The following is a 13813-nucleotide window of genomic DNA, read 5'->3' on the forward strand; positions in this document are numbered from 1 at the left end:
GCCACCTTAGAACAGGATCTCGGCGGACTTGCCAACCAGCCAAATAACGGTGAGCAGCAGCACCACACCAACCAGCACGATGGCGCCGAACTTGGCCCAGGTCGCCTTCTGATCACGGACCTCGGCAAAGGTATGGATCGCAGCGTTGGCGACAATCAGGAAGGCCACCGCAGCGGCGACCAGACCGATAATAACGATCCCGTCCTGGAAATAGCCTTTGATGGTATCCATCAGACCACCGCCACCACCGGAGGACGGAGGTTCAACCGACGGCAGAGCCGCCTGCACCGGCTGGCTGACGACATACGCCAGGGAAGTGGCTACCGCGGCACGCGCGCAAAGTTGACGGAAAAGACGAACTGCAGCATTCATAAAACATTCCTTATGGGTGTGTGAAAATAACATCGTGAAATACGGACCAGCGCCTCTCACAGGTCAGCTGGCAAACATCCAGATTGAAACAACCAGCAACAGCACGGTTTTGATGACGAAGTGAACCAGCGCCCCATTGCGTACTTTTTCGTTGCTCCAGCCCTGGTAAACATCAACCAAAGCCCAGGCCGCCCAGACAAACAGCACCGCGAGCAACCCGCCGATGCAAATTAGCGACAGGATATTGACTTCAACGCCGCCGCTGGCCGCCTTGAAGGCCTGTTCCTGCACCGCATTCATGGCCATCAGGGGCGCTCCCGACGATAATTGCCGGCCACCGCACTACCATCACGCGGTTGGGCGCGCGAGGGTTCCAGATAGCGGTAAATGCCGGCATTGATGGTTTTGAGATCGGCGGTAGCGCGGGCATAGTCGAAGAAGAAACGACCGCGCTCCGACGGGTCCGCCTGAACGGCGGCAACACGCGCACGTTCAAGCGCTGCCTGCACCTGAATCAGCATGCGCTGGGCAGAAGCCAGCTCATCTTTTTCAGCAGCAGAGGCAGGTAATGAAGTCAGCAAAGTCAGCCCCAGCACACAACCGGCGCCGAGACTACGAACTGCGGGGATAGGCATACACAAGCACTCCTTAATGGTTTAGGGTGCTCTCAGGGTGCGATAGATGGGGCGGGGGGTCAGCGGATAACTCTTTAAAGGATTCTGATAATTTTCAAAAAAACGGGAATGAGGGCAGCCAAGCCCTATGCAAGAACTTGGCTGCTTCACCAATCATTGATTGCTTTCATATGAATATAACGAATAGCTGACTGGCTATGCGTATTATAAAACATGCAATATTGATAACATCCTCACACTTAAGGTAAGCTCATCCCCTGCATGTTTGGACAGTTGATCAACACACATCGGGATAGCAGAAAAAAATCACAGGAGATCCGTGTCCAACCTTACGTATGATGTTGCTCAAACACCGACTTTTGTTTGAATATCAAGCAGTAATCGCTCAATAGCTTTTCCATCGAGCTCAGGTATTGGCATTTTATCGTAGTTTTCCTGTACAAATTCATTTACTGCATCAATTGAAATTTTCTGATTTTGAGGTTCCATCTTCTGATATTCATCTAGATATGACCAGAATTGTTCCAAATATTTTTCAACAGTAGTTTTTCTTGATACACCCATAATATCAAGCAATTCGTCAGAGAGCCCTCCATCACCAGAAGCAAGACAAAGAGATACATAGCCTCGCGCTGCTTTCCTTGACATTGCATACAACGAATTCAGACTCGATCTCATTTCATAAAATTCCGGAAGGTGCTTATCAATGAAATCACTACATTTACTAACGGATGATATCTGCCCATCAGATAATTCTTTCCCTAAGGTAACAGCAATACGCTTTGCTTAGGATAGCTGTTTTTCCGTTGGAGGTCTGATATCCGAAGGGATCATTTTCCTGATGATTTGCCCGAAATCATCGCTATACTCCTGTTCAGGTATGAAAGAATTAGTTTCAAATTCTAGGGTATCTGAAAGCCAGGCCAGCACAGTAAAATCCAACTCAATATCTTTAACTCTTAGGCTTACTTCACGTGTTCTGGTTGACAAATATCCCTTTAGGAATCGTGTCATTTCCAGAGAATCCAACTTAAGACTATTTTCTGACTTCAACAGCTGGGACACCAGCTCTTCATGAACAGGAATTCTAATGACTAGATTCCCTATATTAATCTCTGCCTGACCATTCTTTTGTTGCATAAATCGCCTACTCCAGGGCAATAGTGGGTAACATATAGCCATGAGCTATAATATTTATAATTATCTTATTTTACAATAAATTGTCATTTTACCATTGATTCAAATGGCATCAAGTGCAGTAAGTAACACCAACAGCGATTCACTGCTAGCCTATCAGCAAAAAGTCACTAATTTTGTCACAGATACACTCCAGGATACTTCCCCTCTGCGCCACACCATTCACTGACGCGCCAATGACGGTCATTATAAGGCTTGTCTGCTGACGGCAACGCACAAAAGCCAGTTTTGTACGCCGCCGTCCAGCTCGAGTTTTTCGTTCATCGGGTACCCGCCATGCCTTTCCTCGTGGGCTACTGTTGGTCGTACAACAGGTCAATCTCCACTCAGACTTCGAGTGTTTGACAATAACTGGCGAAGTTTATAGTCTATTTCATACGTTTTAACCCCTTGTTTTAATGTGAAATAAACTTTCACGTCGCACCTACAAATATTTCTTAAACGACGCTGTCGTCACTGTCACCGCAATGCCGAGCAGGATAGCGGCCGGCAACAACAGCAGATTGGGGGATACCGCTGTTGGCCAGGACAAGTACAGCATGCAGGGGATATACACCGCCGGTTTCACCATCCGCTTGGCGTGGTGGTACACAAAGCTCGACTCATAGCCGGCACCGTAGCGCCGAATATCACGCCGCCCCAACCCCTCGGTCAGCGCAACCAGGACCACCAGGATAAACAGCGGGATGGACAGCACCAGAATGGTCACACGTACCAGGGTGATCACGGTGACGTACACCGTTGCCATCAGGTACTCTTTAAGCGTGGCTGCCAGCCAACCGCTCCAGCTGTTCAGCTCCCTGGCCACGGCATTTTGGCTGTGTACCTGCGTGTCATATGCCTGCTTAATCCAGTCCAAAAAGCCACTGTCCACGAAGGTCCATTGATACGCCATCATAATCCAACGGGTGACGGTCACTGACGGTTCAGACAGTAGCAGGCTGCGTGTAAACTCAGAGGACAGGTACCCCAACTCGGTGTTCATCACCGCTTCACTGTGCGATGCGCCAAGCTCTGGCCAGAAGAAGGCCATCCCGACATATTCGATCACCAGACTCACCAAAAGCGAAGCCAGGAACATCCCGATCAGCATCCAGGGCCAGCCCCACAACACGTTGTAAAACAGCCCATGCTTACGGGGTTGTACGGGCTGCTGAGGTTGATTATTCACCGCTTGCGACATTCAGCCCCCTTTGATGGCAACATCCGGTAATACCGTGCTGGCAGACCACCAGGACTCGCTGGTACGGTAGTTTCGCTGCATCTCCTCGGCAATCTTCTGCAGGTTGGCCGGCATCAAAGCATCATCCCTGTCACCGTTGGGCAGCGGCATCCGAATTTTCCACAGTTGACCACCTTCCAGCAGCGCGAACGCCTGCCCTTTCGGGAGGTTAATCACATCCGCCGGGGCAAGCAGAGGGGCTTTCACAGTACCGACGCGGTCCTGGGTATTGGAGGTAAAATCCTGTCCCTTCTCCACATCGGCCGTATCGGCATGCCCTGATACCAGGGTTTTGGTGTAGATATCCACTTCCGGCAACTGTGTGGTAAGTAACTGCGCGGTCCGGTTCTCACGCACGCGCAGCATAATCAGAGTATTGAAGTTCCCCGTCACCTGAGCCGCCTTGGCGGTACTGCCGATGCGCGCCTCGATATCCGACTCGGTTTGCGTGTAGGCCGTCACCTGCATACCGGCGCCACCGCCTTTGTTGATAAGCGGGATAAATTCGTCCCCCATGAGTTCGTTGAACTCGTCACAGTGCAGGTTGATTGGTAGTTTACCGTCTGCCCGGGGCGGCAACCCGCCGTGCATACCGTGTTTATAGATATGACCGGCAACCGACACCAGGTCGGCAAACATGCTGTTGCCGACAGCAGAGGCGACCACTCCGTCCGACAAGGCATCCAGCCCCACGTAGACAATACCGCGCTTGCGGATAACCTGCTCCCAGTCAAAAATGGGCCTCGGGTCGCTCATATCCATATAGTTCGGCGCCAGAAGCTCGGCGGTCTTGCCGGTGGTAAGTTTTTCCAGCAGCGGCAACAGGGACGCCACAATTTTATCGAAGTAGGTACGGTCATAACGGACGGCTGACCGCAGGCCATCGAGAATGGGGTCATACAGCTGCTTGCCGGCCTCGGAACTCAGCGCCATTTCCACCGCCATGATTTTTATCGCGTTCGGCTGGCCCTGCATATTCCGCGGTACATCGTCCTCCGTCAGTACCTGCAGGCTGTTGTCGATTTGTTGCTGCAGCGCCGGCATACGCGCCTCAATCACTTTCTTCGCGTAGGTCTCATACAGCTCGCTGATGTTGTTCACGTAACGGGTGATCAACTGATAGTCCGGACGTTGCCCCAAGGCGACCAGGGCACGCGCCACAATATTGACGAATCGCCAGGCAAACTCACGGAACGCCGCACTGTTGCCCTCTCCGCTCAGTTGCCCAGAAATACGCCCGGCCACTTCGGACACACGCTCAAAGCGCCCGACGGCGTTATAGCGTGCCGAGATATCCGGCCAGCCCAGGTGGAAGATGAACAGCTCATCCCCACGGCCGGCACGGTGGGCTTCAGCCCAAACACGCCGCAGCAGGTCAGCATCCCCTTTCGGATCAAACACAATGGTGATATCACCGCGGCGAATATCCTGGGTGATCAGCAGTTCCGCCAGGCGGGTCTTACCGACACGGGTAGTGCCCAACACCAGGCTATGCCCTACGCGTTCACCCAGTGCCATCGAGACATCGAGCTCATCGGGTTCAATACCATGGATCGCCGGGTTCCCCCCAACCGGTGGCAGCGGCCTGACCGGATTAAGCGGGGAGTCTTTGCGCAGCAACTGGGACAACCACGGTAGGGTATATTCGGTTTTAAGCTCCAGTCGGCGCGCCATCTGGTACAACTGCTGAGGCTGGACGTATTTTTCCACTTCCGGACGACGGGTATCCATCAGGCGCTGGGTGTGCTTTTGCTGCCAACGAAATCCCTTCCCCAGGAACAGCCGCTGCCGGCTCACCGGGATCTGTCGACTTTCCATGACATAGCGCGGTAACCGACGCAGATTACGGCGATAACGGACCACCCGCAGGCCCTGCCGTGCTCGTACTGCGGACAGCACCACAAACCCGCCGGCAGTAACATAACTCACCGACGGCGCCAGGGCGACCGACCAGGGAGCAACAAAACAAATCGCAGCCGCAGCACCGGCAACGATCGCGGTATTCAATTCTACCGCCGGGCGCAGCAGCGCTTCCATGACATGACGATTATTCATGACGACCTTCCTTATCATTCAGGTTGGTGACCGAATTCACAGTTAAAAAAAGCAGCCACTCTGTATTGCCGGCTAGCAACGCAAGCAGCTTTCGGCCACTGACCAGGTGGACGTGGGGATGGTTCTGCAACAACACCCGGCTCAGTTGACCGGTACGGCCGGTATGAATGAAAAAACCGTCACAATGGTGCTGTCGTAGCAACGCACCAAAACGCGTGATATGGGACGGTGAGATCGCCCGTCCGTAACGTTTGGCCTGGATGAAATAGGTCTTGCCTTCGATAATGACCTGACCGTCCAGGCCACCGTCGCCGCTGTAGGAGGTATTGCGGATAACGGCATACCCCTGACGTTCAAACGCCAGGAGCAACAGCTCTTCAAATACATAGGGGTTGATTTTGCGCAGATAGGCCAGACGCCGGCCATCACCGCCCAGCAGCGGTAAGCGCGCCATTACCCGCGTGGCCGTCGCCTGATATCGGCGGTGGCGCCGACGGCTGGCTGTCTCCCGGCCACGGCAGTTCAGCCCCATCATGACAGCAACAAACAACACAACCAGCACAACCGTCAGCACAGGGTTTACCATTAATGCTGCGGCGAAGTGTTGCGCCGATATCATGGTGTGACCTGCTGGGACAAACCGGTATCAGGGATGAGTACCGGGTAATTCGCCAGCTGCAGCCGGCGCGCCAACTCACTGCCGGAGGCCGGCGCCATCGGTACCCCCGGCGCCAGCTCACGCAGTGCCTGCAGTGCAGGCAGGTTGCTGACGTTAACGACGAGGCCCGCAGCATGCCGGGATTTGAGTTGTTCCGCATTCGCCTGCAGCCAGAGACGACTGGCATCGTCATCCCCCACAATAAACAACGAACCAATCCCAGGCAGTTGCAGCGGGCGCGCCGCTACCACACCCGGCGTCAGCTCCGGTGTCGTCACCGGCAATACGGTCACTTCAACTTCATCAGCAGAGGCAGGGGCTTGCGGCATGGCCGGCGGCGCTTCCGCGTCACCCTGCCGATTAATCCCCTCAAAGTAGGGTGATGCGTCATCGCCACCGATATCAGCGATGACATTCAGGTTGGCCAATGCCGTGGTGGTCACCAGACTCAGGCCGAACAGCAGAAAATTCATTTTTTTCATGATTATGGGTTCCGTGGTTCAATCCAGGTCAGCGCCGCCGTTTGTACCGGTAACACCGTAGCCGTGGGGGTTGTACTGGTCACCCGAACCGGAGCAGCCCCCCTGCCGTTCAGGCGTGCCAGCTTGCCACTCACGATGGATTTATACCGGGCTGCCGGTGCGCCGCCGGCGGGGTGGTGATAACACCCGGCGGCAACCAGCCAGCTTCCGGGATTGCGGTCATAGCATTCCCGCAGGATGGCCGCTGCCGCGTTTAGGTTGGTGTAAGGGTCAAACGCCTCCCAGGTCGACGTGAAGTGATGGCCGTTCCAACCCAGATTAACCTGGGCAATCCCGACATCGATGCGCTTGCGAGGATGTGTTTTCAAAAAGCGCTGCAGTGCTTCCCAGGCCTGCAGGCGGCTGGCGTAACGATACCCTTTGCCGGCCACGTTAATGGTCCAGGGCCAGGGGCGTTCCACATCCGGGGCCGGGCCGGCCCCGCGAGTCACCGAGATGATGCTTTTCGGCGCCATCGATGTCTCGGCCAGCGCCACCGAATACAGGGACTCGGGAGGAACCCCGTGACGCAGCGCCACCTCCCGATAACCGGAAGGCACCTGTTGGGTAGCAGCATGAACGACGCCACCGCTCACAACGGTGAGGAGGGCAAGCAGGGGCAACAGCCCCCGGGTCAGAACGCGGCGAGTGTCCATCCGTTTTCCCCTTGTTGCAGCACCACCGGCATCAGGCCGTTGCCGAATTTCATCCAGCGGCCACCATCATGATTGAGCGTAATTTGACGTGCGCGCACCTTGTCGACGGGAATGTGATGCGCCCGAGCCCACTCGCGCAGCAGACTGTCATTACCCTTGCTGTCAACCAGGTAAATGTCGACCGGCCGGTTATCTGCCAGCACCGCCGCCAGGCGTGCATCGCACTGCCCGCAGTCCTTCGCTTTCACGAACAGCGCCAATCGCCCGCCGGTGTCATGTGCGATACCGGCCGCATTCCCCATGTTCACCGGCAACACACCAAGGCGCTGCCAGGCAGCATCCACCTCACGCTGGAACCTGAGTTCTTTCTCGGTGCGGGCGAACTCCTGCTTTACCCACAGCTGCGCGTACTTTTTACGCTCGGCATCGCTCTGTGCTTCGATGCCAAGGGCAGTTAGCGGATCAAGCCCCGGAGACTGCGTCCCGCGAGGGCCATCCATCAACTGCTGATAACGCTGGTACTCTTCCCCACTGAGGCCCCACTGCCTGCCCTGCTGCGCCGTCTTGTTCGCCTGGCTCTGCTGAATCTCACTCAGAGTAGACTGGCTGTTCTCAATCGTCGTCTGCTGCGCCGCCTGTGATAACGGGCTCAGCAGCATCAGGGAAATTACGCTGTATTTCAGTTTCATCATTTTCTCCTCACTGGGCGCTGACGGTCTGCAGGCGGCCGTTCACACGAAACGTCGCCTGCCCGTAACCGGCACTGACCAGGATCCAGCCGGCGACCGACTCCCCTTCCCCGATTAACCGCACCTGCGACAAATCGCTGAACCCCAGCGGCGCCACAGCCGCAAAGGCCGACGTCCCGCGCTGCTCCACCCCGGTCAGCACGAATGGCGCTTTGCGCGCCACACGAGGTACCGCATTACGCGGGGAGGGTTTAATTGGCGTGGGCTTGTGCTTTGGGGTGATTTTGGCGGTCGCTGAAGGTGCAGCGGGGACGTCCGTTGAGGGGGCTACAGTCGGTACAAGCTTTTCAGTTACTGACTTTTTCACGGACTCAATGCTGCCTTTCAGCGCATTTAACTCAACCTGTTGAGCCTGCAGTTGCTGCTCAAGTTTCTCCGGTAGCCCGGTGGTTAACGTCAGCGTCCCAACCTGCCGTATGAGCAAGTCCTGACGCTCAGCCAGGCTCTTAAGCTGTTTAGCATGCGCCTGCAGCTCAGCGGCCATAGAGCTCATGCCATCCTGCGGCGCCAATGCTTTCTGTGCCTGCTCAATCAGGGCAATACGCTGGTCGACATGCCTGATAGTCCCTGAGCCGACAAGGCCTGCAACAAGGACAACAACGACGCCGGCCGTTGCCCCCCAGAAGGTCTTGCTTCGCAGCAACCCTTTTTTTGCCGGTGTCATCGGCATCATTTCGTCATTATGCTCAGTCATTTTTTCAGCCACCCTCCGGTTGTCGGTACCGCGTTAACGGGCTGAGGGACAATGACCGTCGCAGCAGGATGCGCTGAAACCGGTGCTGAAACCGCCCTGGCCGGCGCCACCGTCACTGGCGGCAGCTGTGTCGCCGGCAACTGATACCCGTCACGCAGGCTGTGGCAGACAACACGTTGCACGTCGTCTACCTCAAGCTGCCACGCGGGGCCTGCCAGTACCTGCAGCGCGGTACGCAAACGCATCGGCCCCAGTTGGTACTGCACCGCCGGCAGCGCCTGGCGGTACAGCACGCCGTTTGCAGGGCCGGTCGCGCACAGGGAATAGCCCGACTGGCGCAGCGCATAACGCAACGCGTCAGCCACCGTCGGTTTTACTGATGCCGGAATACGGATATCGATGATTTGCGAGAGCGGATCTCGCTGAACGGCCGCCGGGTCGGTGCTGACCAGTAAATAACGGTCATAGCGCACGACCTCCGGCACCTGCCCGTAAGCATCCGGGCTGACCGGTTGAACGTTGCGAGTGACGGTAACCGAATGCGTGACAGGGGAAACATCGCGCTGCTGCAGTGGCCGCTGAGTAACGCACCCGGTCAGCATGAGTGCTGCCAGGGAAGAGACGAGTATTGTTTTTTTCATCCGGAAGATTTCCTGTTCAGTGACAATTGGCAGGTGTCACTGTGCGGTTACCGTCCAGGAGGCTCAATTAACAACTCTTTATTGCTAATCAAAAAAAACGCCAACCAGAAGGTCAGCGTTATCGAATCATGCTAACGAACCCAAATTAGGGTTCTGGGTAATAATCCTGGTTCAGGATCTGCTCTGTAGTCCAATTGCAAGAAGCGGGTAATTTATCCAGACCGATCCCCGTTTCTTTTGATGCTATAGCCAAAGCATCAAACCAGGTATCTTCCAGCCACTCCCGATCGACCATAGCAACTTTCAGACTGGGGGTTTTCTTTAAACGGCGCTCAATCAAACCGCGTTGCCCCTTGATCGTCAGTTCCCAACTTGTACCACGGTGAGTAGGTTGAAATTGCCACTTCAGAAGGTGAGCCAGTAAAACCGCCATCCGGCTGGCCAGTTCGCGCTTTTCACTCTTGCCCACGTCCTCAATCTCCTCGGCAATGTTTTCAATATCCAGTTGGCTAAGTTTACCGGCACGCAGTAACGCCGCCTGTTCATTCGCCCAAGCGACCACGTCGGTATCGTAACGAGTTCCCATGGGAGCCTCCGGTATAGTAGATAGAAAAACTGCACACAGCAGACGCTATGTGCAGTATGTCAATGAATGCCATCCAGGTCAAAATGGGATGTCATCATCAAAGTCCATCGGCGGTTCATTGCCGGCAGACGCCTGAGTGGGTGTGCCACTGTGGGTCGGGTGCTGAGGTTGCCCCCAACTACCAGACGCTGAGGGCCCCGAGTTATCGGTCTGACTACGATCACCCAGCATCTGCATCGTGCCGCCCACGTTAACGACTACCTCGGTAGTGTAGCGATCTTGGCCACTCTGATCTGCCCATTTACGCGTGCGTAAAGCCCCCTCAATATAGACCTGCGAACCTTTACGCAAGTATTCGCCGGCAATTTCAGCGAGCTTGCCGAACAGCACGATACGATGCCATTCGGTTTTTTCTTTCTGTTCGCCGGATTGTTTATCACGCCAGGTCTCGGAGGTCGCGAGCGACAGGGTGGCAACCGCGCCACCATTTGGCATGTAACGGACTTCCGGATCCTGGCCAAGATGACCAATCAATATGACTTTGTTAACGCCGCGAGACGCCATAATCAAATCCTCATAGGGAATAAAGTTAGAAAGGGAAAAACGCCCCGAAAAATCGAGGCGTAGAGGGCGTTATCAGAAAGAGTTTTCCGCGTATTGTTGCTGTGCGGAACCTTGCTGAGGCGGCGTAGAGTCGGATTTCTCAGCCTGATATACCTTTTCCTGACCAATGTTGATCCAATCGACCTTGATAAGGCGGGCTTTGAGGCTGACGCGCTGTTCACCGGCATGTTCGCCACTGTTGAGCGTGAAGATGTCCGTTTTGGGATTGCTGAGCACAAAACCAATCAGGACCTTTTTGTCTTCATCAACCGATTTTTGACAGCGGTTGATCAGGCTGCTGGCTTCTTTACCGGCGACCGTTACATCGAAACGCGTGTAACTGGCGTTATCGGTAGGACCGGAGAGTCCATTGACGACACAGCTGATAAAGGTGCCATTCGGCCCATTGACTTGACGAATGTTGCTGAGGTACCCCATGCCTTTGATAGTCAGGTTGAAGTATTCAGTTTTAGTAGATGCTTGCTGAGATTGAGTAGACATGATGTTTTCTCCAGGAGTAAAGATTCGGTGACGGAGAAATACACCTTCCCGACGGGAAAGTGTTTCCCGTCGGGAGTCTGCAAAGTCGTACGTCAGTGCAGACTGTCTTGATTGTGAAATGGACCTTCATCACCGCTAAGTGATCCCCGTTCTCAAAGGCTAAACGGTGTTACCGCCACGTGGGCTTCCTCTTTCAGGCTACGAGGCTATTGGCAGTCACCCGAGGGCGTTTCTCACAGACCGCTGAAACTTTGGCTGGCACTCACCCGAAGGCGCTTCTCACAGAGTGCTGAAGCATTGGCTGGTTGTCCGAAGACAACAAGTAAGCCTGTTCATTTTTAATGCAAGCATCGAGAGTGTCAACCGAAATATTCCGTTTTGAGAACCATAAAATAAAAACGGCGTTGATCCGAAAATCAACGCCGCACGGCCGGTACCTGAACCTTCAGTAAATTCTGTCAAACTCCGGGGAGGAACCTAGTCTCCCGACGCGTTTTTCACGGAGTTGCATGCGTCTTGACAGCCAACCTGAGTGTGGAGGCCGCTGACCGAACTGAAGCAGAAAAAACCATGGAAGAATTTTCCCACCACCGCAGTTACGGGGTACCTATGCATTCTGCAAGAAAGCCAGATAACCTTAGCAAATCTTCCTAACATTAACATCAGGCAATCTCTTACTCCGCACCGGTTGTTTTATTTTTAGCCGGTGATTTTGCTTTATAGCGCTTTGCCTTACGACCACCTTTTGCATCAATGTTGATGATACCCTGGCAAGTGGGGTAATTACTGCAGCCCCAGAAGGCGCCACCGCCTTTCTTGCCTGCACGCCGGCGCATCGTCCCTCCGCATGTCGGGCACGGCGGTGAAGGAGGCGCAGTGAACTTCACCGCCTGCGTCTTCCCTTTCGCCACCAGATGGCCCGTCCACTGTGCCTGGCGGCTCATGAACGTCTCAAGTGTCATCTGGCCCTGGGCAATCTCGTCCAGCGCCTGCTCCCACAGCGCCGTCATCCCGGGGTTGGTCAGCGCCGTCGGTAACGCATCTATTAGTTCGCCAGCAATCGGCGTGGAGAGCAGGATTTTTCCCTTCTTCTCCAGGTAGCCGCGTTTAAACAGCGTTTCCAGGATACCGGCACGTGTCGCTTCAGTACCCAGTCCCGCGTTCTCTTTCAGCACCTTCTTCAGTTGCGGGTCACTGACGAACGCCGCAGCATTTTTCATGGCGGCGATCAGTGTCCCGTCAGTAAAATGCCCCGGGGGCTTCGTCTGCAGCGTTTTAAGCTCCGCGCCGGCAACCGCGACGGATTCACCTTTTACCAGCGCCGGCAGCCGGACATCATCCGTGTCTGCCGACTCATCTTTCGCCTCGCTCACGTCATGCTGGAACAGTGCTTTCCAGCCTACCACCGCCTCGACCTTGCCACGGGTGCGGAACAGTTGTCCGCCGATATTAAAGGTAGCCTCAGTCACATCCACTTCATGTAACGGCAGGAACTGTGCCAGGTAATGCTGACGGATCAGCTGATAGACCTTCAGCTCATCGGCAGACAGCTTGCTCAAATCGAACGGCTGCTTGGTCGGGATAATCCCATGGTGCGCCGTGATTTTTTTGTCGTTCCAGATGCGGGAAACAAAGGCCCTGTCGAGCCTGGCCACACTTTCGCTCTGCGTTGGATCCGTGCGGGTAACCGCACCCAGCACATCGGCAACCTCTTCCCGCATCGATGTCGGCAGATAGCCGCAATCCGTCCGGGGATATGTAGTCGCTTTGTGCGTTTCATACAGCGACTGCGCGATACTCAGCACCTGGTTGGCGCTCATCCCCCACTTGCGTGAGCAAACCTGCTGCAGCGTTCCCAGGTCAAAGGCCAGCGGCGCGGACTCTTTCTTGCGCTCGGTCCCTACCTCAAGCACAACGGCATGACCTGTTTGCTGACACAGTTGCACGACGGCCTGCGCCACATTCTGCTGAATACAACGCTTCTCGTCATCACAGTAGTTAGCGGCCGGCACCCAGTTCGCAGGAAAAGTAATGCCATCCTTTTGCAGGTTCGCCCTGACTTGCCAGTACGGCTTGGAAATAAAGTTGGCGATTTCGCGGTCACGGTTCACGACCAGCGCCAGCGTGGGAGTCTGCACCCGCCCGATCGATAACACCTCGCCGTATCCCTGTTCCCGCGCCTTTAGAGTATAAAGTCGGGTCAGGTTCATCCCCGTCATCCAGTCAGCCCGGGCGCGTGCCAGGCCGGCTTCATAAAGAGGAGCGGTCTTCTCGCCAGGGAGTTTGTTTGCCAGAGCATGCCGGATACTGGCCTCGTCCAGCGCTGACAACCAGAGCCGCTGGACCGGGCCGGTAAAGTGGCAGTGCTCCAGTAATTCCCGTGCGATAACTTCCCCCTCTCGATCCGCATCGGTCGCAATCACCACAGAATCAACCTGCTTGAGCAACCCACGGATGACCGCAAACTGATCGGCAGTGTCTTTTTTTACCGTCATTTTCCACTGAGCAGGCACGATAGGCAGTACAGACTCCCGCCAGGGGTTACCGAACTGTTCACCGTAGGTCTCCGGCTGAGCCTGCTCCAGCAGGTGCCCGATGGCCCAAGTGACGATGACGCCAGTACCCGCAAGATAGCCCTGCTTACGCTGGGTCGCCCCGAGAATGGCGCCGATATCTTTACCCTGGCTGGGTTTCTCACACAGGTAGAGCTGCATCAGTTAACC

General features: G+C 55.2%; 17 protein-coding genes. All 17 read right to left on the reverse strand.

Annotated features, from left to right (window positions below):
- Positions 1-6: 6 nt before the first annotated feature.
- Positions 7-372 (reverse strand): TIGR03745 family integrating conjugative element membrane protein, encoded by a 366-nt coding sequence (locus FHU12_RS20550; RefSeq protein ID WP_141971486.1) that lies wholly within the window; start codon positions 370-372, stop codon positions 7-9.
- A gap of 63 nt (positions 373-435) precedes the next feature.
- Positions 436-678 (reverse strand): TIGR03758 family integrating conjugative element protein, encoded by a 243-nt coding sequence (locus FHU12_RS20555; protein WP_141971488.1) that lies wholly within the window; start codon positions 676-678, stop codon positions 436-438.
- A complete protein-coding gene (locus FHU12_RS20560) occupies positions 678-1007 on the reverse strand; it encodes an integrative conjugative element protein, RAQPRD family (protein WP_141971490.1) in 330 nt (109 codons plus the stop codon). The genes FHU12_RS20555 and FHU12_RS20560 overlap by 1 nt, the downstream gene beginning before the upstream one ends.
- Before the next feature lie 345 nt (positions 1008-1352).
- The gene (locus FHU12_RS20565; RefSeq protein ID WP_141971492.1) at positions 1353-1685 is read right to left on the reverse strand and encodes a hypothetical protein; all 333 of its coding nucleotides are present in this window, start codon (positions 1683-1685) and stop codon (positions 1353-1355) included.
- A gap of 108 nt (positions 1686-1793) precedes the next feature.
- The gene (locus FHU12_RS20570) at positions 1794-2147 is read right to left on the reverse strand and encodes a hypothetical protein (RefSeq protein WP_141971494.1); all 354 of its coding nucleotides are present in this window, start codon (positions 2145-2147) and stop codon (positions 1794-1796) included.
- Between the two features lie 481 nt (positions 2148-2628).
- Complete coding sequence (locus tag FHU12_RS20575) at positions 2629-3387, reverse strand: TIGR03747 family integrating conjugative element membrane protein (protein ID WP_141971496.1); 759 nt, start codon at positions 3385-3387, stop codon at positions 2629-2631.
- Entirely contained in the window at positions 3388-5481 is a 2094-nt protein-coding gene (gene traD / locus FHU12_RS20580; protein ID WP_141971498.1) for a type IV conjugative transfer system coupling protein TraD, read from the reverse strand.
- Positions 5474-6100, reverse strand: a complete 627-nt coding sequence (locus tag FHU12_RS20585; protein WP_141971500.1) for a restriction endonuclease — start codon at positions 6098-6100, stop codon at positions 5474-5476. The genes traD and FHU12_RS20585 overlap by 8 nt, the downstream gene beginning before the upstream one ends.
- Entirely contained in the window at positions 6097-6621 is a 525-nt protein-coding gene (locus FHU12_RS20590; protein WP_141971502.1) for an integrating conjugative element protein, read from the reverse strand. The genes FHU12_RS20585 and FHU12_RS20590 overlap by 4 nt, the downstream gene beginning before the upstream one ends.
- 2 nt (positions 6622-6623) lie before the next feature.
- Positions 6624-7316 carry a transglycosylase SLT domain-containing protein gene (locus FHU12_RS20595; protein WP_099818058.1) on the reverse strand — a complete coding sequence of 231 codons (693 nt, stop codon included), beginning with the start codon at positions 7314-7316 and terminating at the stop codon, positions 6624-6626.
- Positions 7295-8005 carry a TIGR03759 family integrating conjugative element protein gene (locus FHU12_RS20600; protein WP_141972622.1) on the reverse strand — a complete coding sequence of 237 codons (711 nt, stop codon included), beginning with the start codon at positions 8003-8005 and terminating at the stop codon, positions 7295-7297. Before FHU12_RS20600 ends, FHU12_RS20595 begins: the two co-directional genes overlap by 22 nt.
- A gap of 10 nt (positions 8006-8015) precedes the next feature.
- Positions 8016-8759, reverse strand: a complete 744-nt coding sequence (locus FHU12_RS20605; RefSeq protein ID WP_141971504.1) for a hypothetical protein — start codon at positions 8757-8759, stop codon at positions 8016-8018.
- Entirely contained in the window at positions 8756-9400 is a 645-nt protein-coding gene (pilL2, locus tag FHU12_RS20610; protein WP_141971506.1) for a PFGI-1 class ICE element type IV pilus protein PilL2, read from the reverse strand. The genes FHU12_RS20605 and pilL2 overlap by 4 nt, the downstream gene beginning before the upstream one ends.
- A gap of 145 nt (positions 9401-9545) precedes the next feature.
- Positions 9546-9986 carry a DUF29 domain-containing protein gene (locus FHU12_RS20615; protein ID WP_141971508.1) on the reverse strand — a complete coding sequence of 147 codons (441 nt, stop codon included), beginning with the start codon at positions 9984-9986 and terminating at the stop codon, positions 9546-9548.
- A 78-nt stretch (positions 9987-10064) separates the two neighbouring features.
- Positions 10065-10550: a single-stranded DNA-binding protein gene (locus FHU12_RS20620; protein ID WP_141971510.1), complete on the reverse strand. Its 486-nt coding sequence runs from the start codon at positions 10548-10550 to the stop codon at positions 10065-10067.
- A 72-nt stretch (positions 10551-10622) separates the two neighbouring features.
- Positions 10623-11090, reverse strand: a complete 468-nt coding sequence (locus FHU12_RS20625; RefSeq protein WP_141971512.1) for an STY4534 family ICE replication protein — start codon at positions 11088-11090, stop codon at positions 10623-10625.
- 674 nt (positions 11091-11764) lie between these two features.
- A complete protein-coding gene (locus tag FHU12_RS20630; RefSeq protein WP_141971514.1) occupies positions 11765-13804 on the reverse strand; it encodes a DNA topoisomerase III in 2040 nt (679 codons plus the stop codon).
- Between the last annotated feature and the right edge of the window lie 9 nt (positions 13805-13813).

This window comes from Serratia marcescens, assembly GCF_006715005.1.
GTDB lineage: Bacteria > Pseudomonadota > Gammaproteobacteria > Enterobacterales > Enterobacteriaceae > Serratia > Serratia montpellierensis.